Raw genomic sequence first — 23,199 nt, forward strand, 5'->3', positions numbered from 1 at the left:
CGTGGCCTTGCTCCCGGGTCAGTGTCCCGGGGTGAATCCGGCGAGGGGGTTCTCCTCGCACGCGCTGACCGGCGGATGCGCCGGGCGGGTGAGCGACAGCGTCACCGCAACGGGGCGGCGGGTCTTCACTGCGTCTGCCGTGATGAGTCCGGTGGAACTCGGTTTGCCGTCACGCCGCGGGCCGCGCACGGTGCTGTGCGAGTGGTCGCCCTCGGGCTTCGGAATCGACCCGTCCATCTTGCGCTTCTCGAGCGCCGCTTCTCCGAACCCGCGCACGCACTCCGGGTCGGGGCCGTCGAGCGGCAGGCCGGTGAAGAACTTGGCAGCCATGCAGCCGCCCTTGCAGGAGTCGAAGAAGCTGCAGCTCGTGCAGGCGCCGCCCGACTGGGGCTTCCGGAGCCGTGTGAACAGCTCGGAGTTGCGCCAGACCTCTTGGAATCCGCCGGTCTCCCGAACGTTTCCGGCGAGGAACTCGTCGTGGATCGCGAACGGGCAGGCATACACGTCACCCACCGGGTCGATCAGGCACACCACTCGCCCCGCGCCGCAGAGGTTCAGGCCCGGCAGCGCCGAACCGTAGGCCGAGAGGTGGAAGAAGGAGTCACCGGTGAGCACGTTGTCGCCGTTGGCGACGAGCCAGTCGTAGAGTTCGCGCTGCTGCTCGGGCAGCGGGTGCAGTTCGTCCCAGACATCCGCTCCCCGGCCCGACGGGCGCAGGCGGGTGAGGCGCAGCTGGGCACCGTATTCGTCGGCGATCGCCTTGAACTCGTCGAGCTGCGGGATGTTCTGACGCGTGCAGACCACCGAGATCTTGAACCCGGTGAATCCGGCGTCTTTCATGTTCTGCATGGCGCGCATCGCGGTTGCGTAGGAGCCCGGGCCGCGCACGTGGTCGTTCACCTCGGCGGTGGCGCCGTCGAGCGAGATCTGCACGTCGACGTAATCGGAGCTCGCGAGTTTCTGGGCGACCTCGGGCGTGATCTTCACGCCGTTGGTCGAGAACTTCACGCCGACCTTGTGGGCGGTGGCGTAGTCGACGAGCTCCCAGAAATCAGAGCGCACCGTGGGCTCGCCGCCGCCGATGTTGACGTAGAAGACCTGCATCCGCTCGAGCTCGTCGATGACCGCTTTGCACTCCTCGGTGCTCAATTCGCGCGGATCGCGGCGGCCGGACGACGACAGGCAATGCACGCACGACAGGTTGCAGGCGTAGGTCAGTTCCCAGGTGAGGCAGATCGGCGAATCCAAGCCGTATTCGAACAGGTCGACCAGTCGCCCCGGTTTGGCCGGGGTCGACGGCGACGGCGGGGCCGAGGGTGTGGGTGGCGGGCCGGGCTTCGGGGCTTCGGGGCGGGCATCCAGGAGTGTCATGACGACCTTTCGACGACCATCGACGACTGCGCGAGCGTGTGGAGGGCCTGCTGGTAACGCGGCAGATCGGCGTCGCCGACGCCCGCCGATTCGCAGGCCGCGCGCACGGTGGGAGCGGTCGCGAGCGATTGGACCACCGCGAGCAGCGTGCGGTCTTTGAGGAACGACAGCTTGCGCGTGCCGAAGTGATAGAGCAGAGCGCCGAACGGTTCAGGACGCACGGACACCTGGGGATGCAGATCCCACGCCGTGTCCAGATCCAGCCCGCTAGAATTCAGCACAGGCATGACAGCGGCTCAGTAGACGCCGCACATGCCATCGATCGAAACTTCTTCGACCAGCGAGTCGGACTCGATCACCGCCGTGTCGTCGGCGAGGATCTCAGCCGAGGTGGTTGTTTCACGTGCACTCATGGGATTCTCCTCATGGTCGTAATTCGTCAACATCGTCGATTTACTGTGATGGAGACGATACTAATGACACCGAGTGCCGAATGGAAGGGGTGACCGGATGACGACGCAGGCCCGACTCGGCCGGGCGCCCTCCACCTCTCAGGCCGAGCTCAGTCACATCGCCCTGCAGCTGTTCGTGGAGCACGGATTCGACGCCACCACGATCGACGAGATCGCCGCGCGGGCGGGCATCGGCCGCCGCACCTTCTTCCGTTACTTCCCCTCGAAGAACGACCTGCCCTGGGGTGACTTCGAACACCTGCTCGACCGGATGCGCCAGTATCTGCAGGACCTGCCGGCGTCGCTTCCCCTCGTGGAGGCGCTGCGGGCGGCCGTGATCGAGTTCAACCGCTTCCCGGCAGCGGAGGTGCCGTACCACCGGCAGCGTATGGAGCTGCTCCTGAACGTGCCGACGCTGGTGGCGCACTCGACGCTCCGGTACGCGTCGTGGCGGCAGGTGGTGGCGGAGTTCGCAGCCGCGCGTCTGGGGGTGCCAGAAGACAGCCTGCAGCCGCAGGCGATCGCCTGGACTTATCTCGCCGTGTCGCTCTCGGCCTACGAGCAATGGCTGAAGCACGACGACGCCGACCTGATCGCGCTGCTCGATTCGGCGATCGGGATGCTCGACACCACGTTCGACTCGCGCTCGTCGCGGTAGGGGTGGCCGGCGTGGCGGTGAGCGCGGGCGGCTCTCTGACCGAGCCCGAGTACGACGTGATCGTCGTGGGGGCCGGCGGGTCCGGGGCGCCTCTGGCCGCGCTGCTCGCCGCAGACGGGTCGCGACGGGTGCTGCTGCTCGAAGCGGGGCCGGCACCCGCCACCGCCGCCGGGATGCCGACCGAGCTGCTGGATGCCGGCACGATCCGCGGGGCCGACCCGGCGCATCCGGACAATTGGGCGTTCGAAGCGCAGCTCATGCCGTCGCGGGCATATTCCGTCGCGCGCGGGCGCATCCTCGGTGGGTCGACGACGATCAACGGTGGGTACTTCGTGCGGCCGCGCCGCGCCGACTTCGACGACTGGGTGGCGCTCGGCAATTCGGAGTGGAGCTACGAGGCGTGCCTGCCGTTCCTGCGGGCGCTCGAGTCCGACGCCGAGTTCGGTGCCGATGGAGCGCTGCACGGTTCGACCGGGCCGATGCCGGTCGCTCGTCCGGCGCTGCGGCGCGGAGAGGGCGGCGCGGGTGGGGAGTCGGGCCCGGTGCGCGCGAGCGCGGTGGTCGGCCACGCGGGTAGTGACGTGGAATGGGCCGCGGGGGCGCATCCGGTGACCGCCGCGTTCGCCGCTGCCGCCGACGCCGAGGGCTACGCCCGCGAGCTCGACAAGAACGGCGAGCAGCCGGCGGGCCACGGTCCGCTGCCGATGAACGTGCGCGACGGCGTGCGCTGGAACACTGCGCTGGCCTACTTGCTGCCGCTCGCCGGCCACCCGAACCTCGAGGTGCGGGGCGACACGGTGGTGCGCCGTGTCGTCTTCGCGGGCACGCGCGCGGTGGGGGTGGAGGTGGCGGAGGGGCGCGGCATCGGCCACGCGGCCGGCCTGGCTGGCGCGGCGAGCGCGGGCGACGCGGCGCGCACGGGCGACGCGACCAGCCTGGCCCACGCGGCGAGCGCGGGCGACGCGGCCGGTGATGCGAAGCCTGCCGGCCCCGCGACCGATGATGCGAAGCCCACCGTCATCCGCGCGCGGGAGGTCGTGCTCGCGGCGGGGGCGATCCAGTCCCCCACCCTGCTGCTGCGCTCGGGCATCGGGCCGCGGGGCGAGCTGGAGCGGCTCGGCATCCCGGTGGTGGTCGACTCCCCCGGCGTCGGTGCGGGCTTCAGCGATCACCCGCAGGTTCAGCTCACCTGGCGCCCGCGGGCGGAGGTGGCCGCCCTCGACCCCCGCCGACGACCGGCGATGGAGAGCGTGCTCAACGCCACGCTCGACGACGGCACCGAGCTCGAAGTGCTGCCGCTGCTCAAACCCATGACCTACCTGCTCACCGGCGAATCCGTCGGCGAACCCGACCTCACCGTCCTGGTGGCCGTGCAGAACGCGGAGTCGCGTGGAAGCATCCGTCTGCCCTCGTCCGACCCGCACGCACCCCCGATCATCGACTACGACTACCTCGCTTCCCCCGCCGACCGCGCCCGGATGCGCGCCGCCGTCCGCCACGCGGCCGCCCTCCTCGAGTCCCCCGCCTTCACCGCGGTCTCACGCGGCCTCACGAACATCGACGCCGCCACCCTCGCCGACGACTCCGCACTCGACGCCTGGGTGCGCGCCACTCTCGGCACGGCCATCCACCTCTCCGGAAGCGCCCGGATGGGCCCGCCCGACGACCGCGGCGCCGTGGTCGACCAGCACGGTCGCGTGCGCGGTGTCGAAGGTCTCCGGGTGGCCGACACCTCGATCCTCCCGACGGTCCCCCGCCGCGGCCCGGCCCTCACGGCGGTGCTCCTCGGCACCCGCCTGGCCCACATCCTCGCCGCCGACTGACCCCCTCCCCACCTTTCTCCTCACGAATCGCCAAAATCCGCCCTCATTTCGGGGTTGGGAGTGCGGATTTTGGCGACTCGCGAGGAGGGGCGGGAGGAAGAGGGGGAGGAGGACAGAGGACGGAGGGACGAACGACGGGGGCGGTGGGAGGATGGGGGCATGGCCAGAGACAAGTCGTTCGCGCTCTCGTTCGGAACCGAAGCCGCCGCCTACGACCGCGGGCGCCCCGGATATCCTCTCGACGCCGTGGAGTGGCTGCTCTCCCGCGCCGCCACCGACGACGGACGCCAGCCCGACGTGGTCGACGTGGGTGCCGGCACCGGCAAGTTCACGGCCGAACTCGTAGAGCGCGCGGCATCCGTCACCGCCGTCGAACCGGATGCGCAGATGCGCGCTCGCCTTTCCGCGAATCTTCCCGGGGTGGTCGCCGTGGCCGGTACCGCCGAGGCGATCCCGCTCGGCGACGACTCCGCCGACGTGGTGGCCTTCGCGCAGGCGTGGCATTGGGTCGACGTCGACGACGCCTCCCGCGAAGCGGCGCGCGTGCTGCGGCCGGGCGGGGTGCTGGCTTTGATCTGGAACATCCGCGACGACTCGGTCGACTGGGTGGCGCGATTGGGCGAGATCATGGGCGCATCCGAAGCCGAGCGCTTCGCCAGCACCACCCCGCCCCTCGGCGAACCGCTCACCCGCGACGCCTACGCCGAGTTCCACTGGGTGAACCCGCTCAGCCACGACGAGTTGCTCGCGATGGTCACCTCCCGCAGCTATGTCATCGCGATGCCCGCGACCGAGCGGGCGGCGATGCTGGACCGCATCGAAGAACTGCTGCGCACCCACCCCGACCTCGTCGGCCGCGACCGCTACGACATGCCCTACGCGACCCGCGTCACCATCGCTCGCGAGTTCTGAGCCGGGCGCCGCTGTCGGCGGCCCGCGATAGCATCAGGTAATGGCATCACTCACCCTCGTCCGCCCCCAGAAGCACACGGTGGTGAGGTCGTTCGCGGGTCATCTCGAGGCGGCTCCGGATGCGGTCTTCCGCGGTCTGGTGCAGCGCTTCGGCACCCTGCGGGGTGGCGACGAGGGCCAGTCGTTGGTCGACGAGGCGAGCCGCACGGTGATCGTGCAGGGCAACTGGTGGTACCGCGGCGAATACCGCGCGCGGCCCGAAGGCACCGGCACACTGCTCGAATACGAGATCGTCAACGTCGCTCCCACCGTGCACTGGGCGGGGCCGATCGCGGGCCGTCGGGAGATCCGCAGCGCACCCGCGGCCTTCCAGGCCCTGCTGACGGAGCTCGAGGCCGAGGCCACCGCATGACCGCCGTCGACGGGGTCGGCTTCCGCTCGAAGCGCGGCCCGATCCTCATCGCCCTCATGGTCACCACCGGCCTCGTGGCCATCGAGGCCACCATCCTCGCCACCGCCGTGCCCTCGATCGTCAAAGACCTCGGCGGTTTCGCGCAGTTCCCGTGGCTGTTCTCGATCTACCTGCTCTCGCAGGCGGTGTCGGTGCCGATCTACGCCAAGCTCTCCGACATGGTCGGCCGCAAGCCGATCATCCTCATCGGCATCAGCCTGTTCCTCGTGGGCTCGATCCTCTGCGGTTTCGCCTGGAGCATGCCCGCCCTCATCGCCTTCCGCGCCGTGCAGGGGCTCGGCGCCGGCGCCGTGCAGCCCATGGCGCTCACCATCGCCGGAGACATCTACACCGTCGCCGAGCGCGCCAAGACCCAGGGCTACCTGGCGAGCGTGTGGGCCATCTCCTCGGTGGTCGGCCCGACGCTCGGCGGCCTGTTCTCCGAGTTCGTCTCCTGGCGCTGGATCTTCTTCGTGAACGTGCCGATCTGTGTCGTGGCGGGCTGGATGCTCATCCGCCGCTTCCACGAGACCATCGAGAAGCGGCCGCATCGCATCGACGTGCCCGGGGCGGTGCTGCTCACGGTCGGCATGAGCGCGATCATCCTGGCCTTCCTCGAAGGCGGGCAAGCGTGGGCGTGGGTCTCACCCGAGAGCTTCGGCGCTTTCGCACTCGGGTTGGCCGCACTGGTGGCGTTCTACTTCGTCGAGAAGCGGGCGGCCGAGCCGATCATCCCGATGTGGATCTTCTCGCGGCGCCTCCTGGTCACCACCACCCTGCTCGGCCTCGGGGTGGGTGCGATGCTGATCGGGCTCACCTCCTACATCCCCACCTATCTCGAGGGCTCGATCAACGTCTCCCCGCTGGTCTCCGGGCTCGCGCTCGCCGCGCTGACACTGGGCTGGCCGGTCTCGGCCTCGCTCTCGGGGCGGCTCTACTTGCGGATCGGCTTCCGCGCGACCGTGCTCATCGGGCTGAGCCTCGCCGTGCTCGGCACCCTCGCGCTCACCCTGTCCGCATCGGCGCCGTCGATCGCGATGGTCGCCATCTGCTGCTTCGTCATCGGCTTCGGGATGGGCTGGGTGGCGGCTCCGAGTCTCATCGCCGCGCAGTCGAGCGTCGCCTGGAGCGACCGCGGCGTGGTCACCGGCACGAACCTGTTCGCCCGGTCCATCGGCAGCGCGGTCGGCGTCGCCGTCTTCGGCGCCATCGCGAACGCGATCCTGGCCGCAGCGCCCGAAGGCGAGCACGACCCGGCCGCCATCGTCGCGGCATCCGGAGCCGTGTTCACGGCCGTCGCGGTGTGCGCGGTGCTGACGGTGGCGGCGGGCCTCCTGATGCCGCGGTCGCGCGTCGAAGACGTCGAACTGGTCGCCACGCGGGAGTAACCGAGCAGGTCTCGCCCGGCGTCGTGGCCGGACGGTATCTTTGCACCATGTCCGAGACCCTCACCCCGGCCGCTCCCCCGGCACCGGCCTCGGCTCCGGGCGCGCGCCGGCGGCGAAAGTTCTCGATGAACGCCGTGCTCGACAATCTGTTCTTCGTGGTGGCGGGTCTCGCCTCCATCTGGCTCGCCTATCTGGTGCTCACCGACGGCTTCTCGATGGGCTGGGCGCAGGTCTGGTTCTACGTGGTGTTCTGGGTGATCGTGGCGTACGTCGCGCTGCCGCGGCTGCACCGCATCCTCACCAACATCTACGTGCCCAACTACTTCATCGGGCGCACCCGCACGAGCGACGGTCTGCTCGGAGATCCGGTCAACCTCGGCCTCCTCGGCAGCGAGGAGCAGGTGCACACCGCCATGATCGCGGCCGGCTGGACGAGGGCCGACGACCTCACCTTGAAGAGCGCCAGCCGCATCGTGGCATCGACGGTGCTCCGCCGCAGCTACAACGAAGCGCCGGTGAGCCCGCTCATGCTGTTCGGCCGCAACCAGGACTTCGCCTACCAGCAGGAGGTCAAGGGCAACCCCGCGAAGCGCCACCACGTGCGGTTCTGGCGCTGCCCGGATGCCTGGCTGTTGCCCGGCGGTCACCACACCGACTGGCTCGCGGCGGGCACCTACGACCGCGCGGTGGGCTTCTCCCTCTTCACGCTGCAGATCACTCACAAGATCGACGAGAACACCGACATCGAACGCGACCACATCGTGACGACGGTTCAGGATGCCGACCCTGCGGTGACCGTGCGCGTGCTGGAGGACTTCGCCACCGGCTATCACTCCCGCAACGGCGGCGGCGACACCATCGTGACCGACGGCGACCTGCCGATCGTCGACCTTCAGGCCGTGCAGCCGAGCGCCGAATCGGTGGCCGAGACGCTCGCCCCCGTTCCCACCCCGCACACCTCGGCGAACGCGAGTGCCCTGCCGGAGAAGGCGGTGCGGCGCCCGGCGCAGATCACCTTCGGCGCGGTCGTGGTGCTGCTACGCGCTCTGACACCGATGGTGCTGATCGTGCTCATGCTGGTCGACTGGCAGAACATCCGTGACGGCCTCGAGGTCGACCTCGGCATGGACCTGCCCACCGTCGACCTGCGCGACGCCACGCTCTGGGTGCTCATCGGGTTCACCGCCGCCTTCGGGGTGGCCGAGGTGCTGTTCGGGCTCTACGTGTTCTTCGGCAGCAACGTGGCACGCATCGCGGTGATGACCTTCAGTGTCATCAACATCATCATCGCCGCGGTCGAGCAGGCGACGGGGCACCAGGCGATCACGCTCGGAACGAACCTGATCGGGGTGTCTCTCGACATCCTCATCCTGATCGCCCTGTCGAGCAGCCGGGCCCGCGACTTCGCCCGGCGGCCCCGCGACAAGAAGGCCTCGCGCGCCGCGGTGTGACCCCCTTCAGACTGTGACCGGCATCACGCGTCGGCGGGCACGCGGATCTGCACACCCCCGGGCGCGACCCAGGTCTTCAGCGCCACCGCCCGGCCGAAGCCGTCGCCGTCGAGCTCGATCTCCTCGGGCTTGCTCAACTGCACCACGAGTTCGCGGCCCTTCAGGTAGTTGAGCGCCCGCACCTCTTTCGTGGCGCCCATCAGCTTGCGGCCGGCGGTCGTGCGGCGCAGCACGCCGTTCTCCCAGAAGATCTTCACCATGATCTGCACCCACCCGATGAACCCGTCGGGTCGCAGGATGACGATGTCGAAGACTCCGTCGTCGATCGACGCGTCAGGGAGCAGCAGGATGTTGGCCGGCAGCGAACCGCAGTTGCCCACCATGATCGAGTTGGCACGCACCGACCGGTTGCCGCGTTTGTCGAGGTTGTACCGGATGCGCAGGTGGTTCTTGTCGCGGAGCACCTGAACGATCGCCTTCGCGTAGGCCAACCACCCCACGCGCTCCTTCAGGTCCTCGTCGGTCGCGGCGAGCATCTTGGCATCGAGCCCGAGGCCGGCCATCACGAGGTAGGCGTGCTGGGTGACGGTCTGGTCTTCGTGGCGGATGCGGATGATTCCCAGATCGACGGGCCGGTTCTTTCCTTGGAAGGCCGTGTGCAGCGAATTGCCCACGTCGTCGAGCGTGAGGTCGAGGTTTCTGGCGAGCAGGTTGCCGGTGCCGGAAGGCAACAGGGCGAGCGGAACCTTCGAGTCCTGCAAGCTCTCCGCCACCGCACGAACCGTGCCGTCGCCGCCGGCCGCGATCACGAGATCGACCCCCTCGTCGAGGGCCTTCTTCGCCTGCCCCTGGCCCGGGTCGTCGACCTCGGTCTCGAGCCAGAGCGTCTCGGCCCAGCCCGCGGCCTGCTCCTCCGCCGTGACGGCGGCACGCAGGGCTTCGAGGTCGACTTTGGTGGGGTTGTACACGAGAGCGGCGCGCCGGGTCGAGGTCATGCTGGCGACCGTACCAGGCGTCGAGCACTCACGCCCCTCTTCCGAGCTCGGGGAAGTCGTCGCCGAAGAGAGCCCGCAGGTAGCCCTCGGTGCGGTCGAGATCGCCGTCGACATACGCACCGATGGCACGCCGCGAGCTCGACGCGGCCCGCTCGATCGGGAACTGCGCCTCGAGGGCCCGCCCGAGCGTGGCGCAGGCGCGCACGGGCTGGGTCTGTGTCGGGCTCGTGAGGTCGGCCACAGGGGCGAGGGCGTCGGAGGAGAGCCGTTCCCAGATCCAGCAGAGATCCCAGAGCAGGCTGAACGAACGCTGCTGCAGGGCTTGGCGGATGGCGACGGACTCGAGGTAGTACGACGACACGGCGACCTGCTGCCGATGCTTCCAGGCGAGCAGCAGGCGGATGAGGATGCCCAGCGACCCGTCGTCGTCGATGCGCGAGAGCAGCACGGTGCGCGCTGTCGGCCGGTGTCGTACCCAGCGATGCCCCGCATCCGGAACCCAGAGCGAGTCGGCGGTGTCGGCCGGATCGCCGCTCGCCTCGTAAGCCGGGATGAGGCGCACACCCGGGCTGCCCAGACGCTCGATCACGAGCGAGTCGTCGCGGGTCGTGGCGGCCGAGAGCGCGTCGACGGGGATGACGGCGTGCAGCAGCTCGAGCGAACGCGCGAGCGACTTGGGTTTCGCACCGCGCAGCACCACCACGACGTCAAACAGGCTTCCGCCGTGCACTGCGGTTCCGTGCAGGAACGACCCGGTGTCGACCATCCGCAACACCCGGCCGTCGGTGGCGACCGAGTCGGCGATGCGGTTGCGCAGCTGCGTGGATGCGTCGACCTCGGCGGTCGAAGGGCGTACCGATTCACCGAAGGCCAGAAAAGCGTCTGCGATCTGCTCGGGCACGGTCATCCTCCCGGCTTCGAATCTACTCCGATCTCCTCCGATCCCGTCCGAGCGCCGCTTGCCGACTCAGAGCCTTAGGAGGAGCGGCCCCGCTTCGGCTTGCCGCCGTAGTGCTGGTCGGCGAGCTCCCAGAGGTCGAATTCGCGGAGGCGGCGCATCCGTTCGTCACGGTCGCGGAAGTACTCCTCGTCGACCACCACGTTCGACACGCGTTCGACGTCGTCGAGACGGTTGGACAGTTCGCGGCCGATGTCGTCCCAGGCGGCTCCGCGGGCGTCTTCGACGACGGTCGCGACCCACTTCGGATCGGCGGCAGCCAGACGGATGTCGCGAGCGACGTCGTGGTAGACCCGGCGCCGCGCGGCCAGCAGTTCCACGTCGCGCGACTTGTAGTCGTGCTCGTGACGCGCCACCCCGCGGTCGCCTTCGGCATGCTCGATGACCTCGTCGGCGTGCTCTTCGTTCATCTCCTGCTCGAGCGCGACCTCTTCGACGACGGCGCGCACGATCTCCGCCGCCCGGTCACGATCGAAGCGCTGGTCGTCGCGGAGGGCCGCCACGATCAGGCGGTTCTTCACGGCCATCACCACCGAGAACCGGGCGATGAGCATGCCGTCGACGATGGCCGCTTCGACGCTCTCCGGACCGAACGACTCGGGCGCCTCGACCGGTTTTCCGGTCGCCAGCCAGCGGGGTGCCCGCTCTCGACGCCGCCAGCCCATGGTCCACCCTCCTCGCCCTTCCAGGATACGGGCCCGCTCCCGCCGCGCCGGCGCGCCGCCGACCGCTCTTCGGGAAGGCCGCGACGGGGGCAGGGGCAGGAACGTCAGCCTGCGGGCGGGGCCGCGCAGAGACGGTGCGCGATCCACGTCGACGCCTCACCGAGCGCCAGGCGACCGGATGCGACGAGCCGCGTGAACTCGATCGCCGCGTCGGTCAGACGCCCATCGGCCGAATCGGGTCGATCCCGACCGAGGTGCACCGACGCCCAGCGTGCGGGAGTGGGTCCGATCCGGGTGGCCACGGCGACGATCCCCGCGAAGTGCCGGGCCTGGCCGCGCGTGCTGTCGTCGAACTCGGGCGCGAAACCCTGGCCCACGATGCGATTGCGCCCACCCCGAGCCGCGTCGAGCAGCCAGAGCGGCCCGGTGCGCACCCCTCCGGCGGCGTGCCCGAACTCCACCAGGAAGCGGCGGGGCGTTGCCCGGGAGGCGATCGCCCGCCCCGCGATCTCGTCGGCGACCGAGCAGAGCCGCGTGCACGCATCCATTCTCCGAGCGTAGTGACGCCGGCTGAACCCGCGCCGGGATGCACCCCTCCCGATTCCGCAGCGCCGAGGCCGAGCCGATAACATCGCCCTGAGAGGCAGGGGGGCCATCATGGGAACACTCGTGTACGGACCGCACGGTTCGGAATTCGAGTTCGACGACCGCGTGCTCGCCCACCTGCGAGTGGTGATCGTCACCAAGTTCCGGCGACGCGAGTCGTTCACCCTCAGCTGGGAGCTCCACCGCGAGAGCGGGGGCGGGCGGGTGTCGCTGTGGCTCGACCCGGCCATTCCACTGCAGTTCCACTTCTTGGGCGGTCGGGAGCCGGCGCTCAACCGCGAGTGGATCGAACAGCTCGCCATCATCGCGGGCACGACCACGGGGTTGGTTCCGCTCGAGGAGCCCGGAGCGCCCGGCGCCTGAGGCGGGTTCGGAGCTAGGCCGGCGGAGACCAGAACGGATCGCGCCCGATGAACCCGAGCAGGCGGGTCTGCGCATCCGATCCGGCCGGCACCGGCACCCGCGCGCCGTACTGACCCGATGCCCTCATGACGGGCTCGATCGGCTCCATGCCACCCAGCAGATCGGCGCAGAAGTCGAGGTCGAGGTGGGCGTTCTGGCCGGTCGCGGTCGCGAGATCCCAGGTGTGCATGAACACGTCGGCGGTGTAGAACTGGTCGATCGCCTGCGGGAGCGGGATGTCGCCGATGTGCCGGTCCGCGAGCATCCGCTCGCGTGTGGCAGGGTCGTCGAGCAGGCCCTGGATCGCGTCGGTCTGCGTGCGCCAGGCGTCGACGGGATCATCGTCGACGGATGCGCCACGCGGCAGCACGACACCGCTCCCGTTCTCGAGGAACGCCGGAAACCATTCGACCAGGTGCCCGACGACGTCGCGGGCGGTCCACTCGGCGACGGGTGAAGGCGCATCCCACCCGTCGGGGTCGACGGAGGCCACGCGGGCGCTGAAGATCGCGGCGATCTGCCGATGCCGCTCGGCCGGCTCACTCGCGAACATGCCCCCACGGTACCGGGCCGAGGTGGCGGGTGGCCAGTACTCGGGCCACGAAGCGGGGCTCAGGGCGGGGGCGCCGTGAGCAGCGCGGCGCGCTCGGCGAGGTACGCGGCCACCGGAGTGAGGCCTGCCGGGCCGGGCTGCTTGTTCCAGCGCACCATCACGGTGCCGTCGGCGAGCGCCACGGGGCCCGACCCGGCGATCAGGCTCGCGGCGTCGAGCGCGATCGGCGTGGTGTCGTAATTGACGGTGTCGCCGCGATCGAAGGCGCCTTGATAGGCGGCGCGTCGGTAGTCGCGGCGCTCCTCGGCGCGAGGCGACTGGTTCGTGACGCGGCCCGGGTCGATGGCGCGCGTGACGGCACCGACCTCGTGCAGCCGGCCCTCGGCATCCAGGAGCAGCACGCCGAGTCGCCAGACCCGCGTGATCGGCACGAGCACGGGCCCGCGACGGATGCCCAGGATGCTCCGCCGCTGCTTGAACGCCCCGAGCGCCTCGGTTCGTGCGCCCGACTCGGTGAGGCTGCGCACGAGGTCATCGAGCGTCACGCGAAGCGCCGCAGAGGCCGCTGCGGCCGCTGCCGCCACCTCGGCGCCTGTTTCCCCGGCCCCCGTCGAGTCGCCGCCATCCATGCTCCGACGCTACTAGGTCGTGTTGCTCAATCATCAGAAGGCAAAGACCGTGAATCGTCGCGGTAGGCCGCCGGTGAATCAGTGCGCTTCGCCGGGGACTGGTGGCAGCGGATAGGTGATGCCGGTCAGTCGTTCTGAGGCCTGCCACAGCGCGTCCTGGGCACCGGGGTCTTTGGATTGGGTGTTCGAGTCGACGCGGGTCGGGTATCCGGTGAGTTGGAAGGGCCCGGCCGGGCCGTAGTACTCGCCGCCGATCGCTGCCGGATCCGTTGCGGCTCGGGCTGGGGAGAGGACGCCGATGGACTTGTCCTGCATGATGAGGCCGGTCAGCCAGCGCGCCCGGGGGCCGTAAAGGAACCGGGCGAGCGGGCTGAGGTCCCGGGTGAACTCGGTGCGGGATTGTCCGGGGTGCGCAGCGAGCGAGACCGTGTCGGCATGACCGGCAGCGAGACGGCGCTGCAACCCATAGGCGAACATGAGGTTCGCCAGTTTCGAGCGCGAGTAGACGCCGTTGCGGTCGTACGCCGTATCGGCCATCAGGTTGTCGAAGTCGAGCCGGGACCGAGCGTTGGAAATACTGCTCATCGTCACCACTCTCGATCCCGGGGTGGATGTCATGGCACCGATCAGCAGCCCGGTGAACGCGAATACCCCGAGATGGTTCGTGGCGAACGTCAACTCGAAACCCTCCGGGGACACGCGTCGCTCAGCAGAGCCAAGCATCCCGGCGTTGTTGATCAACAGATCCACTCGTTCGTGCCGGTCCAGGATGTCTGCGGCCGCGTGCCGCACGGAGGCGAGTGAGCCCTGTTCCATGAGCACCGCGTCCACCTCTGCACCGCGGTGCGCGGACCGGAGCGACTCAGCGGCGCTGGCAGCACGCTCGGCCGACCGGGACACCATCGTCACGGCGGCGCCTTTTGCCAGGAGCAGGCTCGCCAATTCGAAACCGAGTCCAGCGTTGCCTCCGGTGATCACGGCCCGCCGTCCCAGCTGGTCCGGTACCTGCTCCTGTGTCCATCGATTCGCCATCGGGTCCCACTCTCGTACACTGAGACGGGACAAGCATCCCGTTTAGAAGCGACTATACGGGATGCGCGTCCCGTTTAGGAGTGGATCATGACGAAGACGCGTGCGGACGCGGTCCGGAACCGCAGCTCGATCCTCGATGCCGCAGTGGAATTGTTCGCAACGCAGGGACTCGAGGCGTCGGTGCAGGCCATCGCCGACCAGGCGGGAGTGAGCACCGGCACCGTGAGTCGACACTTTCCGACAAAGGATCTCCTTTACGAGGCGGTGCTGAGTAGAGGCATGGACGAGCTCGCGGAACTCGCACGGTCCTACCGATCCGAGAGGGATCCCGGGCCGGCGTTCTTCGCGCTCTTCGACGCGGTCGTGACAGCGGGTTCAGTCAACCGAGGTCTCGCGCAACGACTGAATGCCGCCATCAACCCGAAGGCCATCGCCTCGATCGGGAAGAGTGTCCAGATTCTCTGCGACGAGCTGGAAGCCACACTCAGCGCAGCGCAGCGGGCGGGAGCGGTCAGGCCGGAGCTCACCCTCGAGGATGTCGAGACACTCATGGACGCATGTATGAGCCGAACCGACGCTCCGCAGCGGCTGGCTGCCGTCGTGAAACAAGGGCTTCGACCCGTGAGCAACACGCCCTAGTCCGAGGCGGATGCGCGCTCGCGCTCCCGCGCCTCCAGCGCGTCCCAGTAATCGTGGGGCCGCAGCCCCGCCAACCAGCTGAGCAGGATCACCCCGGCGACCCCGCGCGTCGACGCGAACAGCGGGAGCAGGAGCGTTTCGAGGTGGAACCCGAAGGTCAGGGCGGTGAGGCCGAACGCCGCCGCTGCGACGGCACACGACCCGAGCACCGTCACGGCCCAGCCCGGCAAGCGCGCCGCCCAGGCGAGGGCGAGAACTCCGGCCGTGAACCCGCCCACCCCGATGCCGAGCAGCGCCCCGACGCCTGCACCGACCATCGCGCCGAAGATCGCCAGCCCGACCGACCCGCTGCCGCCGAGCCACACCGGATCGAGCAGGAGATTCGACACAGTGGAGACGAGCGAGTACTCGACACCGATCTGTGCGCCGACGACGATTCCGCCGGGAATCGCGAGCACCGCGACCCGGGCGAGCGGTCGGCGACGGGCGGTCGCCGACTCGCTCGCCCGTTCCGTCATACTCCGCCGCCTCCGCCGCTTCCGCTCGCGTGGTCGGCGACCCGCTGCCAGTACAGTAGCCAATTGGCTCCGGCGATGCGGGAATTCGCCACGTTGACGAGCACCCCCAGATCACGCAAGATCTTCGCGTGCACGTAGAGGTGGATGTACCCGCTCGGATCGTTGTACCAGGAGAACGTGACCATCGACCCCGCGCCGTCGAAGTGCCCGGCCTGGGCGAGGAACTGCATCGCTCCACCGTTGGCGGTCTGCATCCGCACCGGTGCCGCCGTGAGCTCCAATGAGAAGGGGCTCGCGTTCAGATTCAGGATCTGACCGTCGACCGGATAGGAGCGCGGCGCTCCGTTGATCGGGAAGTAGCAGTTGAAGCAGGTGTGCAGCAGCCGGTCGACGGCGGATTCCGTCGCCTTCGGATAGGTGGCGTGATATCCCGGGAGTGCTGCCGAGAAATCGTAGGTGTAATACCAGGTCGGATCGATGAGCACCGGATACGCCGTGTCGGCCGCGAGCTCGACGTGCTGGGTGAGCGTCGACCCACTCCACGAGTACGACGTCGGCAGCGCCCTCCCCTGCGCATCCACTGCCCACGCCTCGCCGAGCGAGCCGATGTAGTGGTGCGACGGGTCGGACAGGATCGTGTCACCTCCCGGCAGTGCGGTGGTGTAACTGCCCGCGGGAACGCCGAAGGTGTAGGAGAAGTCGTCGCCGGCGGACGCGTCGGCCAGAGCCGTGAGCATCCGCACGCCGTTCTGCACGGGTTGCAGGTAGGCGGCCGAAGACGCTCCGGGCTCGGCGAACGTCGTGATCCCCTGCGCCACCTGGGCTTGCCCGCGGGCGCCGTCGATCGTGACCGAGACCGGCAACCCGGCCCCCTCGGTCTCGGTGGGTGAGAGGAGCAGCGGATGCGCCGGGTCGGTGGGAAGGTCGGCGCGGAACGGTGCGACGCCGGTCTCCGCCTCGACCACCGCAGCCTCGGCGGCGGTGGGTGGGATGCTCGTCTCGGCGAGGATCTCGGGGGCCAGCCGCCCGATCAGACCGAGCGGATCGGTGATCGGGGGCGGCGCATCCGGTGGCGAGGTGATGGCCCCGGCCGGAGTGCTGATGAATGCGCTTGCAGCGGTCGCAACCACGGCCAGTGCTGAGGTGAGAAGCCGCAGCTTGAGTCGATGAGAAATGGGCATCGAGAGGCCTTTCGTGTGACACCACCCCCGAGGCCCTGCCGACGACGACAGCTTATACACATGATGTGTTTAATGCTCATGTGTACGGAGCATTTCTCAGCTTCGTGTCGCGGCGACCTCCGGAATCGATCCCGTCGACGGGGCGCCCGTCGCGCGCCGCCGCCAGAGCCAACCGACCTGGAACACCACGAGCGCGAGCAGCAACGCTCCCGCCGCGACCTCGGGCACCAGTTCGCCGCCACCGATGCCGAAGGCGGTCGCGCCGAGGGGCGGGGCCAGGGCGATACCGGCGTACATCGCGGTCGAGAACCACGAGAGAGCGATTCCGGAGGTGGCCGGATCGATCTCGATCAGTCGGTGCTGCAACGGCAGCGTCGACGCGTTGGCTGATGCGCCCCAGAGGGCGAACAGCACCGCCGTGCCGACCAGACTGTCGGCCACCAACGGCAGCGCAGCGAGGGCGGCGAGCTGAAGCATCAGGGCGGCCGCGGTCATCACGCGGCTGCCGAAGCGGTCGACGAGGCGACCGGCGAGCACGTTGCCGACGACTCCCGAGACCCCGAAGACGAGCAGGAGCACGGCGAGCAGCGAGCTGATGTCACCCGTCGCCTGACTCGTGACGGCGGAGCTGAAGATGTAGACCGCGTTGAATCCGCAGAACACGAGCAGCGCTGCGGCGAGGGTCAACAGGATGCGCGGGTCGGCGAGGGTCGCGAAGCGGCGACGCACCGAGACGGAGTGACCGAGGGGAACACTGCGCACGAAGAAAACGATGGCGACGGAGACGAGCACCGCGAGCCCGGCGAGCGCGAACAGCGGCAGCCGCCAGCCACCGAAGGTCGCGAGCGCGGTGCCGAGGGGAGCGCCGAAAGCCGAGGCGGCAGTGAAGCCCACGGCCACGAAGGCGATGGCGCGCCCACGTCGCTCGACCGGAGCGAGCGCTGCCGCGGCCGCCGTGGCGGCAGGCACGAGAGCGGCGCCACCCAACGCGGCGACGAGGCGCCCGGCCGTGAATACTTCGAGGCCCGGCGCGGCAGCGGCGATCACCGTTCCGACCGCGACGAGCGCGGTTCCGGCGGCCATCAACGTGGTGCGCGAGAGGCGCGGCAGCAGGATGGAGATGGCCGGAGCGGCGATGGCGACGACGATCGCGTAGTAGGAGATGGAGTAGCTGACCTGGTCGGGCGACACCCCGAACGACGAGGCGATCGACGGCAGCAGGCCGGCGATGACGAACGCATTGGTGGCGACCACGAAAAGACCGACGGCGAGGATCGCCAGGCGCGAGGTGAGCCGATGCGCGTATGATTGTTCGATCGATGTCATACGATTACGATAGCATAGTTTGATGTTCATCGAACTATCGACGATCGACCCGATGGATGTGCTGCGAGGGCAGCACCCGCGATCGGCGAAGAAGGAGGACGGATGACGAACGACTACCCGGTGCCCGACATGGCCGACGTCGAGTTGGTCGACGTGCTGCGCGCGGTCGCCGATCCGATCCGGCTGCAGATCGTGACGGTGCTCTGCGACGGCGAACCGCACCCGAAGAGTGCTCCGGAGTGGGGCTTCGAGGTGCAGAAGTCGACGCTCGCCCACCACTTCAAGGCCCTGCGCGAAGCGGGAATCACGCGCACCATCGTCGACGGCCGCACCCACGCCATCCAACTGCGCCGGGCGGAGCTGGATGCCCGGTTCCCGGGGCTCGTGAACGCATTGACGCACGCCGGGCAGGCCGCTGTCTGAGGCTTGGTCGATGTCGGAGGTGTCGGGCATAGTCGGAGCATGAACGACAGCGACTCCTCACCGACCGACCCGGCCAAGGCCGTGCTCCTCGGTTACTTACGCAAACGCCGCGCCGATCTGCTCGCCAAGCTCGACGGGCTCGGCGAATATGACGTGCGCCGCCCGATGACGCCGACCGGCACGAGTCTGCTCGGGCTGGTGAAGCACGTCGCGAGCGTCGAGCTCGGCTATTTCGGCGAGGTGTTCGACCGGCCGACGCGGGAGCTTCCCTGGTATGCAGATGGCGCGGAGCCCGACGGCGACATGTGGGCGTTCGCCGACGAGACGCGCGCCGAGATCATCGAGCTGCACCACTACTCGGCCGAGCACAGTGATGCGACGATCGAGGCCTTGCCGTTGGAGGCGCGCGGCGAGGTGTCGTGGTGGCCGCCGGAGCGGCGGGAGGTGACGTTGCAGCAGATCCTCGTGCACATGATCGCCGAGACCGCGCGGCACGCGGGCCACGCCGACATCATCCGCGAGTCGATCGACGGGGCGATCGGCAACGGTCCTGCCGACCCGAACATCCCGGTGCGCTCCGCCGCCGACTGGGAGGCCTACCGCTCCCGCCTCGAGACCGCCGCGCGCGCGGCCACTGCAGCCGCCGGCTGACGGTCGCTCCGGAGCCCTACCGGGTAGGGCATTTCCTGCGCTCGTGGAGGCGCAGAGGTCCTCTGCGGCGCACCGCCGAGCGCTACTCCGGCGCCGACTCGGGGTCGCACTTCGTGAGGTCGGTCTCGGCCAGCGGGTCGCCTTCGGGGATGACGTAGGTCACGAGCAGAACCACGTCGCTGTCGCCCTCGTTCTTACCCTCGTGCACGTAGTGCGGGCCCTCCACGATCGAGTCGCCCGTCTGGTAGACGTGCACGCCGCCCGGGTAGACGGGCGCGTAGTGGGTGAGAGCGCCCTGCTCCACCACGGCGATCAGCTGTCCGTCGTGACAGTGCTTGCCGGTGCCGGCACCCGGGTGGATCGTGATGCGCCGGAACGCGACCTGCGTGGGGCCGGCGACCTCGACGTCGACCGCCGCGTCCTGCTCTCCCTTGCCGAGCTCCTCGACCACGACGGGGGCGTCGGTCGCCGGCGCGGAAGCCGTCGGCGTGGGCGACGCGGCCGGTGTGATCGCGTCGGCGCTCGACGAGGGTGAGGCGACGGATGCGGTGGGCGTCGCCGCGCATCCGGCGGACGTGGCGGCGAAGACGACAGCCAGGGCTAGAACGACGGCGGTGGCGGGGCGGTTCTTCACGGTGGACCTCTTCGTTGGCGGATCGTGGAGGGTGCAGAATCTGGACCGGCGCCGGGTGGAGCCGTGCGGGGTGGAACGGCGACGAGTGGAGCGGTGCGGTGGGGAGTGGCGCGGTCGGCGTCGGCAGGGAATCCCTGATCATCGTCGCAGAACGCCCCACCGAGCGTCCGGCCCGCCGCACCCCCACTTCGGGGAGCGCGCGGAAGGCCGCAGATAACGAGTCGATTGCGACGATCCACCGCCCGGCGCGCCTGCCACTCCGACGCGGATGCCGCTGCCTACCCTGATCTCGGATGCGGACAGGGCCGGGGGCGCATCCGTCGACCGCATCGGTTTCGGGCGGCGATCGCAGGCGAATCGGCCGAGAGCTGCGACACGATGACGACGACCAGGGAGCGACTCGAGCGCCGGTGGACGCCCGGGCGCGTCGTGCTGCTCGTCGTCGGCATCGTCGTGGCCGTGCTCGTCGTCGGGGCGGGGGTCGCGCTGTGGTGGCTGCCGCCGGTGCTCGCCGAAACCCCGCGGGAGCGCCTCGTGACGTCGACGCCGGTGCGGGTTCAGGATGCGTCCGGCAGCGCCGGCGTGGAGGTCGCGCCCGGCTGGGTGCCGCTCGGCATCGGCCCCTTCCTGTCCGACGACGCCGCGACACTGCTCTCCCCCGACGGCGTATACCGTGCAGAGCTCGGCCTGGCCCCACTGCCGGAGGTGAGCCCGACGTCGGTCGCATCCGCGCTCGCCGCTCTGCTCGCAGCACACGACCTGGACGCAGGGGCCGCGGACTCCTCGGAGCGAGCTTCGAACCCGGATCGCGACACCGGCGCCGATGCCGACAGCGGACCCGCGGGCCCGACCGACGAGGCGGCGAGCGGCATCCGCTGGAGCGAAGAGACCCTCACGTCGGGCGTCACGGTGCGCTACGCCGACATCGTTCGCGGCGACACGACCTCCACGGTCGCGATCGTGCTGCCGCCGGTGGGCTCCCTCGCCGATCCGGCGGCAGGCACGACCGCGGGCACCGCCGCCTCGGCATCACCCACGCTCGCTCTCACCCTGGTCGCCGCGGTCCCCACCGCCGACGCCGCTGCCTACCGCACCGTCACGGCCGACCTGGTGGCCACCGCGACTTTCGCGCGCGCAGCGACCGGTTCGCCGACCCCACCCGCAGCCGGCGCCGCCAGGGCGGGTGGTGCATCATGACGCATCGAGCCCGGCATATCGTGCAGCCCCTTCGCTCCGCCCTCGCCCGGGTCTCCGGCCACGCGTCCCTCCCTCCGCGCGCCGGACGCGCCGTTCCCGTTCGCCCGACTCCCGGCGAGCGCCCCCGTCACACCGCCCTCGCGCCGGTCTCCCGCCACGCGTCCCTACACCTGCGCGCCGGACGTGCCCGACCCGATCGCCCGACGACGGGCGCGCACCACCGTCGCATCGCCTCCGCCGTGGGCATCCTCACCTCCGTCGCCCTGCTCGCGGGGTGCGCGAGCATCCCCTCCGCCCCGGCCTGGGCTCCGCGCGAGCCCGCGCCAGCAGCCCTCAGCATCTCCGGCACCGGCGCGACACCCGCCCAACCCGCCGACTCCCCCGCCCCGGGAACCCCTGCCGGTCTCGACGTGCGCCTCCTCTACAGCGACGACGTCGCCTCCCCCATCGCCGCGCGCTGGGCAGAGATCCCCGGCAACCAGCCCTTCACCGACACGCTCCGCGGTCGCGTCACCACTGCCATCGCGGAGCACGCCGCCGCGACGGGCACACCCTACGAGCCCGCCGCCGACGCCCCCGACATCCCACCCGAGGCCCGTGGCTGCGTTCCCGGCTCGTCAACCCGGCCCGCGCTCGAGCTCCTCGCCGATCCCGCGCTCACCCCGCCCGGCGGCGGGCCGTCGCTCACCATCACCTGCGAGATCATCGCCGCCGCCGGCACGGTGCTCGTCGAAGCCCTCCGCACCACCACCGCGGAGGCCGGCCAGGTCATCTCCGACGACACCACCGTCTACTACGCCGACACCTCTGGTGCCTTCGTGACCACGAGTGACACCCTGATCAGCGACGACGGCCTCCGCACTCTGCTGCGCCTCGTCGTGCAATCATTGAAAGTGCGAGCCGGCGCCCTGGAGCCCGAAATGGTGCAGAGCGTCGACGAGTTCCCGGTGGAGCAGCTCCGCACCCTCTTCGCTCACTTCTCCTTCGCGCCCGACGGTTCGCTCGTCGTGCACGTCCCGGCCGACTTCAGCACTCCCGAGCTCGACCGACTCCGCGGCGGTGGAGCGGGAGCCGCAACCGGTGCCGCAGCCACGACCGCACCCGAATCCGCCCCCTTCTTCGTCACCGTTCCCGCCACCACCGCGGCCGCCCTCCTCACCCAACCGGGCTCGCAGGTGCAGTCGGTGCTCGCATCCGGAGCACCGCTCGCCGTGCCCGCCGCCCCGTGGCGCGGCACCGAGAGCGTCGACTGCGCCCTCTTCGCCTGCGTCGCCGTGACCTTCGACGACGGCCCGGGCGAGCACACCGCCGACGTGCTCGACGCCCTCGACGCCCGCCGCGCGGCCGCGACCTTCTTTCTGCAGGGGGTGAACGTGGGCGGCCACGCCGGCGAGGTCGCGCGGATGCAGGCCGAAGGGCACGAGATCGGCAGCCACACCTGGAACCACCCCGACCTCACGAAGCTCACCGACCCCGAGATCGCCGACCAGCTCGCCCGCACGAGTCAGGCGATCCTGGAGGCGTCGGGGCAGCGGCCGTCCACGTTCCGTCCGCCCTACGGAGCCGTCGACCCTCGGGTGCTCGCCCAGACCGAGCTCCCCGCCATCCTCTGGACCATCGACACCAACGACTGGCGACTGCCCGACGACGAGACCCTGCTCGATCGCGCCGCGCTGCAGCCGAAGCCGGGCGCGATCATCCTGCTCCACGACGTTCACGAGAACACCGCGAGGATGACGCCCGCCATCCTCGACGGCCTGCTCGGCCGTGGTTTCACCCCGGTCACGGTGCAGCAGCTGCTCGGTGGCCGACTGCCCGCCGCGCACACGACGACGACGCACGGCTGACCGCGATACATACAACCGAAAGGTTGCGCAGACCATCGACCGCGAGTATCGTACAACCAAATGGTTGCACAATTGATGAGCGAGACCGAGGCGGATGCCGTCTTCCACGCCCTCGCCGACACCACCCGCCGCGACATCGTGCGGCGGGCGATCCGGCGGGAGCAGTCGATCTCGAGCCTGGCCGAGCGCTACACGATGAGTTTCGCGGCCGTGCAGAAGCACGTCGCGGTGCTCGAACGTTCGACCCTCATCGTCAAGGAACGACGAGGCAAGGAGCAGATCGTGCGAGCGAACCTCGACACCCTGCGCCGGGCCACCCGTCTCCTCGACGAGTTCGAAACCATCTGGCGCGACCGCGTGGTGCGCATCGACGCCCTCCTCGCCGAGGAGACGTCGCACGACGAAACACCCCCGCAGAAAGCAGAAAGGTAAGAACG

General features: G+C 69.8%; 27 protein-coding genes. 13 read left to right on the forward strand and 14 right to left on the reverse strand.

The features are described from left to right. Positions 1–18: 18 nt before the first annotated feature. Genes mftC through mftA form a run of 3 tightly spaced genes read right to left on the reverse strand, consistent with a single transcriptional unit; the run spans position 19 to position 1,784 of the window. The gene (gene mftC, locus N1027_RS17650; RefSeq protein ID WP_259509616.1) at positions 19–1,371 is read right to left on the reverse strand and encodes a mycofactocin radical SAM maturase; all 1,353 of its coding nucleotides are present in this window, start codon (positions 1,369–1,371) and stop codon (positions 19–21) included. Next, on the reverse strand, positions 1,368–1,658 hold the full coding sequence (gene mftB / locus N1027_RS17655) for a mycofactocin biosynthesis chaperone MftB (RefSeq protein WP_259509617.1): 291 nt from the start codon (positions 1,656–1,658) through the stop codon (positions 1,368–1,370). Before mftB ends, mftC begins: the two co-directional genes overlap by 4 nt. Before the next feature lie 9 nt (positions 1,659–1,667). Further along, a complete protein-coding gene (gene mftA / locus N1027_RS17660) occupies positions 1,668–1,784 on the reverse strand; it encodes a mycofactocin precursor MftA (RefSeq protein WP_259509619.1) in 117 nt (38 codons plus the stop codon). A 97-nt stretch (positions 1,785–1,881) separates the two neighbouring features. On the opposite strand from mftA, the gene mftR reads away from it, so the two are divergent. From mftR to N1027_RS17690, 6 genes are all read left to right on the forward strand, one after another. Continuing rightward, a complete protein-coding gene (mftR, locus tag N1027_RS17665; protein WP_259509620.1) occupies positions 1,882–2,481 on the forward strand; it encodes a mycofactocin system transcriptional regulator MftR in 600 nt (199 codons plus the stop codon). An 11-nt stretch (positions 2,482–2,492) separates the two neighbouring features. Continuing rightward, positions 2,493–4,304 (forward strand): GMC family oxidoreductase, encoded by a 1,812-nt coding sequence (locus N1027_RS17670; RefSeq protein ID WP_259509621.1) that lies wholly within the window; start codon positions 2,493–2,495, stop codon positions 4,302–4,304. Between the two features lie 159 nt (positions 4,305–4,463). After that, positions 4,464–5,216 (forward strand): class I SAM-dependent methyltransferase, encoded by a 753-nt coding sequence (locus tag N1027_RS17675; RefSeq protein ID WP_259509622.1) that lies wholly within the window; start codon positions 4,464–4,466, stop codon positions 5,214–5,216. Positions 5,217–5,256: 40 nt separating this feature from the next. Continuing rightward, on the forward strand, positions 5,257–5,628 hold the full coding sequence (locus tag N1027_RS17680) for a hypothetical protein (protein WP_259509623.1): 372 nt from the start codon (positions 5,257–5,259) through the stop codon (positions 5,626–5,628). Next, the gene (locus N1027_RS17685; protein WP_259509624.1) at positions 5,625–7,055 is read left to right on the forward strand and encodes an MDR family MFS transporter; all 1,431 of its coding nucleotides are present in this window, start codon (positions 5,625–5,627) and stop codon (positions 7,053–7,055) included. The genes N1027_RS17680 and N1027_RS17685 overlap by 4 nt, the downstream gene beginning before the upstream one ends. 47 nt (positions 7,056–7,102) lie before the next feature. After that, on the forward strand, positions 7,103–8,506 hold the full coding sequence (locus N1027_RS17690) for an LssY C-terminal domain-containing protein (protein WP_259509625.1): 1,404 nt from the start codon (positions 7,103–7,105) through the stop codon (positions 8,504–8,506). A gap of 23 nt (positions 8,507–8,529) precedes the next feature. On the opposite strand, the gene N1027_RS17695 is transcribed toward N1027_RS17690, so the two are convergent. The 4 genes from N1027_RS17695 to N1027_RS17710 all read right to left on the reverse strand — a co-directional run bounded on the left by N1027_RS17695 (position 8,530) and on the right by N1027_RS17710 (position 11,672). Then, positions 8,530–9,501 carry a diacylglycerol/lipid kinase family protein gene (locus tag N1027_RS17695; protein WP_259509626.1) on the reverse strand — a complete coding sequence of 324 codons (972 nt, stop codon included), beginning with the start codon at positions 9,499–9,501 and terminating at the stop codon, positions 8,530–8,532. A gap of 28 nt (positions 9,502–9,529) precedes the next feature. Then, positions 9,530–10,402, reverse strand: a complete 873-nt coding sequence (locus tag N1027_RS17700; RefSeq protein ID WP_259509627.1) for a nucleotidyltransferase family protein — start codon at positions 10,400–10,402, stop codon at positions 9,530–9,532. Between the two features lie 74 nt (positions 10,403–10,476). Next, positions 10,477–11,124, reverse strand: a complete 648-nt coding sequence (locus tag N1027_RS17705) for a hypothetical protein (RefSeq protein ID WP_259509628.1) — start codon at positions 11,122–11,124, stop codon at positions 10,477–10,479. Between the two features lie 104 nt (positions 11,125–11,228). Then, the gene (locus N1027_RS17710; RefSeq protein ID WP_259509629.1) at positions 11,229–11,672 is read right to left on the reverse strand and encodes a hypothetical protein; all 444 of its coding nucleotides are present in this window, start codon (positions 11,670–11,672) and stop codon (positions 11,229–11,231) included. 109 nt (positions 11,673–11,781) lie between these two features. Here N1027_RS17710 and N1027_RS17715 point away from each other — a divergent pair, with 109 nt between their 5' ends. Beyond that, positions 11,782–12,093, forward strand: a complete 312-nt coding sequence (locus tag N1027_RS17715; protein WP_259509630.1) for a DUF7882 family protein — start codon at positions 11,782–11,784, stop codon at positions 12,091–12,093. A gap of 13 nt (positions 12,094–12,106) precedes the next feature. Here N1027_RS17715 and N1027_RS17720 read toward each other — a convergent pair whose 3' ends face one another. From N1027_RS17720 to N1027_RS17730, 3 genes are all read right to left on the reverse strand, one after another. Further along, the gene (locus N1027_RS17720) at positions 12,107–12,685 is read right to left on the reverse strand and encodes a TIGR03086 family metal-binding protein (protein WP_259509632.1); all 579 of its coding nucleotides are present in this window, start codon (positions 12,683–12,685) and stop codon (positions 12,107–12,109) included. Positions 12,686–12,744: 59 nt separating this feature from the next. Continuing rightward, positions 12,745–13,314, reverse strand: a complete 570-nt coding sequence (locus N1027_RS17725) for a hypothetical protein (RefSeq protein ID WP_259509634.1) — start codon at positions 13,312–13,314, stop codon at positions 12,745–12,747. A gap of 78 nt (positions 13,315–13,392) precedes the next feature. Continuing rightward, positions 13,393–14,346, reverse strand: a complete 954-nt coding sequence (locus N1027_RS17730; protein WP_259509636.1) for an oxidoreductase — start codon at positions 14,344–14,346, stop codon at positions 13,393–13,395. A gap of 87 nt (positions 14,347–14,433) precedes the next feature. Here N1027_RS17730 and N1027_RS17735 point away from each other — a divergent pair, with 87 nt between their 5' ends. Further along, positions 14,434–14,985, forward strand: coding sequence for a TetR/AcrR family transcriptional regulator (locus tag N1027_RS17735; protein WP_259509638.1), 552 nt, complete (start codon positions 14,434–14,436; stop codon positions 14,983–14,985). Here N1027_RS17735 and N1027_RS17740 read toward each other — a convergent pair. The 3 genes from N1027_RS17740 to N1027_RS17750 all read right to left on the reverse strand — a co-directional run bounded on the left by N1027_RS17740 (position 14,982) and on the right by N1027_RS17750 (position 18,010). After that, a complete protein-coding gene (locus tag N1027_RS17740) occupies positions 14,982–15,503 on the reverse strand; it encodes a hypothetical protein (RefSeq protein ID WP_259509640.1) in 522 nt (173 codons plus the stop codon). The two genes, N1027_RS17735 and N1027_RS17740, sit on opposite strands and share 4 nt — an antisense overlap. Beyond that, a complete protein-coding gene (locus N1027_RS17745) occupies positions 15,500–16,684 on the reverse strand; it encodes a hypothetical protein (RefSeq protein ID WP_259509642.1) in 1,185 nt (394 codons plus the stop codon). Before N1027_RS17745 ends, N1027_RS17740 begins: the two co-directional genes overlap by 4 nt. A gap of 96 nt (positions 16,685–16,780) precedes the next feature. Beyond that, on the reverse strand, positions 16,781–18,010 hold the full coding sequence (locus tag N1027_RS17750; protein WP_259509644.1) for an MFS transporter: 1,230 nt from the start codon (positions 18,008–18,010) through the stop codon (positions 16,781–16,783). Positions 18,011–18,112: 102 nt separating this feature from the next. On the opposite strand from N1027_RS17750, the gene N1027_RS17755 reads away from it, so the two are divergent. Further along, entirely contained in the window at positions 18,113–18,433 is a 321-nt protein-coding gene (locus N1027_RS17755) for an ArsR/SmtB family transcription factor (protein ID WP_259509646.1), read from the forward strand. Positions 18,434–18,472: 39 nt separating this feature from the next. Next, positions 18,473–19,084 carry a DinB family protein gene (locus N1027_RS17760; protein ID WP_259509649.1) on the forward strand — a complete coding sequence of 204 codons (612 nt, stop codon included), beginning with the start codon at positions 18,473–18,475 and terminating at the stop codon, positions 19,082–19,084. Positions 19,085–19,166: 82 nt separating this feature from the next. Here the strand turns inward: N1027_RS17760 and N1027_RS17765 are convergent, their stop codons facing one another. After that, the gene (locus tag N1027_RS17765) at positions 19,167–19,718 is read right to left on the reverse strand and encodes a cupin domain-containing protein (RefSeq protein WP_259509651.1); all 552 of its coding nucleotides are present in this window, start codon (positions 19,716–19,718) and stop codon (positions 19,167–19,169) included. Positions 19,719–20,096: 378 nt separating this feature from the next. On the opposite strand from N1027_RS17765, the gene N1027_RS17770 reads away from it, so the two are divergent. The 3 genes from N1027_RS17770 to N1027_RS17780 are packed head-to-tail and all read left to right on the forward strand — an operon-like array spanning position 20,097 to position 23,194. After that, positions 20,097–20,915, forward strand: a complete 819-nt coding sequence (locus N1027_RS17770; RefSeq protein ID WP_259509652.1) for a hypothetical protein — start codon at positions 20,097–20,099, stop codon at positions 20,913–20,915. Next, positions 20,912–22,762 carry a polysaccharide deacetylase family protein gene (locus N1027_RS19990; protein ID WP_284439059.1) on the forward strand — a complete coding sequence of 617 codons (1,851 nt, stop codon included), beginning with the start codon at positions 20,912–20,914 and terminating at the stop codon, positions 22,760–22,762. The genes N1027_RS17770 and N1027_RS19990 overlap by 4 nt, the downstream gene beginning before the upstream one ends. A gap of 60 nt (positions 22,763–22,822) precedes the next feature. Next, positions 22,823–23,194 carry an ArsR/SmtB family transcription factor gene (locus tag N1027_RS17780; RefSeq protein ID WP_259509654.1) on the forward strand — a complete coding sequence of 124 codons (372 nt, stop codon included), beginning with the start codon at positions 22,823–22,825 and terminating at the stop codon, positions 23,192–23,194. Positions 23,195–23,199: the final 5 nt, after the last annotated feature.

The sequence above is a fragment of the Herbiconiux aconitum genome (assembly GCF_024979235.1).
Taxonomy (GTDB): domain Bacteria; phylum Actinomycetota; class Actinomycetes; order Actinomycetales; family Microbacteriaceae; genus Herbiconiux; species Herbiconiux aconitum.

Bases quoted from the DNA above. Each gene is read 5' to 3' on its own strand.
- N1027_RS17680 (WP_259509623.1), top strand. From the start codon at position 5,257: ATGGCATCACTCACCCTCGTCCGCCCCCAGAAGCACACGGTGGTGAGG.
- N1027_RS17760 (WP_259509649.1), top strand. From the start codon at position 18,473: ATGAACGACAGCGACTCCTCACCGACCGACCCGGCCAAGGCCGTGCTC.
- mftB (WP_259509617.1), bottom strand. From the start codon at position 1,658: ATGCCTGTGCTGAATTCTAGCGGGCTGGATCTGGACACGGCGTGGGAT.
- N1027_RS17715 (WP_259509630.1), top strand. From the start codon at position 11,782: ATGGGAACACTCGTGTACGGACCGCACGGTTCGGAATTCGAGTTCGAC.
- N1027_RS17735 (WP_259509638.1), top strand. From the start codon at position 14,434: ATGACGAAGACGCGTGCGGACGCGGTCCGGAACCGCAGCTCGATCCTC.
- N1027_RS17740 (WP_259509640.1), bottom strand. From the start codon at position 15,503: ATGACGGAACGGGCGAGCGAGTCGGCGACCGCCCGTCGCCGACCGCTC.
- N1027_RS17730 (WP_259509636.1), bottom strand. From the start codon at position 14,346: ATGGCGAATCGATGGACACAGGAGCAGGTACCGGACCAGCTGGGACGG.
- N1027_RS17770 (WP_259509652.1), top strand. From the start codon at position 20,097: ATGACGACGACCAGGGAGCGACTCGAGCGCCGGTGGACGCCCGGGCGC.
- N1027_RS17755 (WP_259509646.1), top strand. From the start codon at position 18,113: ATGACGAACGACTACCCGGTGCCCGACATGGCCGACGTCGAGTTGGTC.
- mftC (WP_259509616.1), bottom strand. From the start codon at position 1,371: ATGACACTCCTGGATGCCCGCCCCGAAGCCCCGAAGCCCGGCCCGCCA.
- N1027_RS17695 (WP_259509626.1), bottom strand. From the start codon at position 9,501: ATGACCTCGACCCGGCGCGCCGCTCTCGTGTACAACCCCACCAAAGTC.
- mftA (WP_259509619.1), bottom strand. From the start codon at position 1,784: ATGAGTGCACGTGAAACAACCACCTCGGCTGAGATCCTCGCCGACGAC.
- mftR (WP_259509620.1), top strand. From the start codon at position 1,882: ATGACGACGCAGGCCCGACTCGGCCGGGCGCCCTCCACCTCTCAGGCC.
- N1027_RS17745 (WP_259509642.1), bottom strand. From the start codon at position 16,684: ATGCCCATTTCTCATCGACTCAAGCTGCGGCTTCTCACCTCAGCACTG.
- N1027_RS17750 (WP_259509644.1), bottom strand. From the start codon at position 18,010: ATGACATCGATCGAACAATCATACGCGCATCGGCTCACCTCGCGCCTG.
- N1027_RS17705 (WP_259509628.1), bottom strand. From the start codon at position 11,124: ATGGGCTGGCGGCGTCGAGAGCGGGCACCCCGCTGGCTGGCGACCGGA.
- N1027_RS17725 (WP_259509634.1), bottom strand. From the start codon at position 13,314: ATGGATGGCGGCGACTCGACGGGGGCCGGGGAAACAGGCGCCGAGGTG.
- N1027_RS17690 (WP_259509625.1), top strand. From the start codon at position 7,103: ATGTCCGAGACCCTCACCCCGGCCGCTCCCCCGGCACCGGCCTCGGCT.
- N1027_RS17720 (WP_259509632.1), bottom strand. From the start codon at position 12,685: ATGTTCGCGAGTGAGCCGGCCGAGCGGCATCGGCAGATCGCCGCGATC.
- N1027_RS19990 (WP_284439059.1), top strand. From the start codon at position 20,912: ATGACGCATCGAGCCCGGCATATCGTGCAGCCCCTTCGCTCCGCCCTC.
- N1027_RS17780 (WP_259509654.1), top strand. From the start codon at position 22,823: ATGGTTGCACAATTGATGAGCGAGACCGAGGCGGATGCCGTCTTCCAC.
- N1027_RS17675 (WP_259509622.1), top strand. From the start codon at position 4,464: ATGGCCAGAGACAAGTCGTTCGCGCTCTCGTTCGGAACCGAAGCCGCC.
- N1027_RS17710 (WP_259509629.1), bottom strand. From the start codon at position 11,672: ATGGATGCGTGCACGCGGCTCTGCTCGGTCGCCGACGAGATCGCGGGG.
- N1027_RS17685 (WP_259509624.1), top strand. From the start codon at position 5,625: ATGACCGCCGTCGACGGGGTCGGCTTCCGCTCGAAGCGCGGCCCGATC.